Annotated in this window: 1 protein-coding gene; it reads right to left on the bottom strand. The window is 69.0% G+C overall.

Annotated elements, in window-relative coordinates; genetic code table 11:
- A partial coding sequence (locus IEZ08_RS38945; RefSeq protein WP_189244236.1) for an SDR family NAD(P)-dependent oxidoreductase occupies positions 1-2245 on the bottom strand: 2245 nt, incomplete at both ends.

The following is a 2245-nucleotide window of genomic DNA, read 5'->3' as shown; positions in this document are numbered from 1 at the left end:
CACTGAGCACACCGTCATCCAAAATCCCCGCGGTATGCACCACAGCACTCAACTCCGGCAGGCTCTCCAGCAGATCGGCCAGCGCGGCCCGGTCGGTGACATCACACGCCACCACCCGCACCCGAGCACCGGTCTGCTCCAGCTCGGCCACCAGCTCACCAGCACCAGGCGCGGCCATCCCCCGCCGACTCACCAACACCAGATCAGCCACACCATGCCGGCCGACCAGATGCGAGGCCACCAGCGCACCCAACCCCCCGGTCCCCCCGGTGACCAGCACACTGCCCGACCCCCAGCCCACCGGCTCGACGGCCGCGACCGGAACAGCAGCGCGCACCAACCGCGGCGCCAGCAGCACCCCGTCCCGCACCAGCAGTTCCGGCTCACCACAGCCCAGCACCCGCGCCCACGGCACCTCGGCCGCATCAACGGGCAGGTCCAGCAGCACGATCCGATCGGGATGTTCGGCCTGAGCCGAACGCACCAGACCCCACACCGCCGCCGCCGCCACATCCGAGATGCCCTCACCGGCCGCGCCCCGGGTCACCACCACCAACCGGCCACCCTCAACCGCCAACCGCTCCTGCAGCCAGCCCAGCGCCGCCCCGGCCACCTGCCGGACATCAACACCCCGGCCATCGACACACCACACCAGCACATCCGCATCGGCATCAGCCGCATCAGCCGCATCAGCCGACCCGGCCAACCCCGGCGATTCGGCCGCCTGCGGCAGGCCCAGAGCGAACACATCAGCCCCCGCCAACCCAACCCGGCCCACCGCAGCAGACTCACCAGAGGTGACCGCACGCCACTCCACCCGATACACCGGCTCAACACCCGCAGGCCGCAACTGCGCCGCGGTCACCGGGCGAGTCACCAGGCCACGCACCGACGCCACCGGAGCGCCAGTGGAGTCGGTCAGTTCCAGTGCGACCGTGTCAGACCCGTCAACCGTGATGCGTACCCTCGCGGCACGCGTTCCCGATGTGTGAAGGGACACCCCGGTCCAGCTGAACGGCAGGCGGGTGCCCTCTTCACCCTCGAAGAGCGGAGCCACGCCGTGCAGAGCGGCATCCAGAAGCGCCGGGTGCAGGCCGAAGCCCTCGACCTGCACGCCGTCGGGCAGGGCGACCTCGGCGAAGACCTCACCGTCACGACGCCAGGCGGCACGCAGTCCTCTGAACAGGGGTCCATAGCGGAGACCTACCTCGTCCAGCTCGGCGTACAGTTCGTCCACGTCGATCGCCGTCGCATCAGCTCCCGGCCACGGTCCGCGATAGGAGCGAGGATCTGCCGCCTCCGCACTGAGGGTGCCACTGGCATGGCGCGTCCACGCACCGATCGTCGTGTCCTCGTCCTTGGAGTAAACGGCGATGGATCGTGTGTCCTGGTCATCCAGCGAACCCACGGTGATCCGAATGTGGATTGCCCCGTCCTCGGGAAGGACCAGCGGGGCTTCCATGATCAGCTCGTCGATCACCGCGCAACCGATGTGATCGGCTGCCCAGAGGGCCATGTCCACGATGGCCGCTCCCGGCACGACAACCGAGCCGAGCACTTGGTGATCAGCCAGCCAGGGATGGGTGGCAGTGGACAACCGTCCGGTGACGACAATCCCATCGGAGTCGGGCAGATGTACGGCCGCGCCGAGAAGCTGGTGCCCGGTTTCCGCAAGCCCCGCCGAGGTGACGCCGGCCTGGGTGGTGGAGGCGGTCATCCAGTAGCGCTTGTGCTGGAAGGCGTAGGTCGGCACATCCACCCGCCGGGCACCGGACCCGGCATAAAACGCCTCCCAATCCACCCGCACCCCCCGCGTCCACGCCTTCGCCACCCCGGTCAACAGCTCCCGCTCTTCGTCCCGGTCCCGACGCAGCAGCGGAACGAACACCACCTGCTCGCCTTCGACGCAGGCCGGGCCCATCACCGACAACACCGCGTCCGGACCCACCTCGACGAACGTCTTCACGCCCTGGCCGCCCAAAGTGGCAACGGCGTCGGCGAAACGCACCGCCTCGCGCACATGCCGCACCCAGTACTCAGCCGTGAACTCGGTGATGGGCTCGCCGGTCAGCGTCGACACCATCGGAATCTGCGGAGCCGCGAACGACAACGTCCCCACCACCCGGGCGAAATCAGCCAGCATCGGCTCCATCAACGGCGAATGGAACGCGTGCGAGACGCTGAGCCGCTTGGTCCGCTCGAAACGCTCCGCAACCGCCGCCACGGCGTCTTCGGCGCCGGAGAT

Source organism: Planobispora rosea (assembly GCF_014648175.1).
Lineage (GTDB): Bacteria > Actinomycetota > Actinomycetes > Streptosporangiales > Streptosporangiaceae > Planobispora > Planobispora rosea.
The sequence above is the reverse complement of the archived record's forward strand: the minus strand, read 5'-3'. Positions and strand labels throughout refer to the sequence as shown.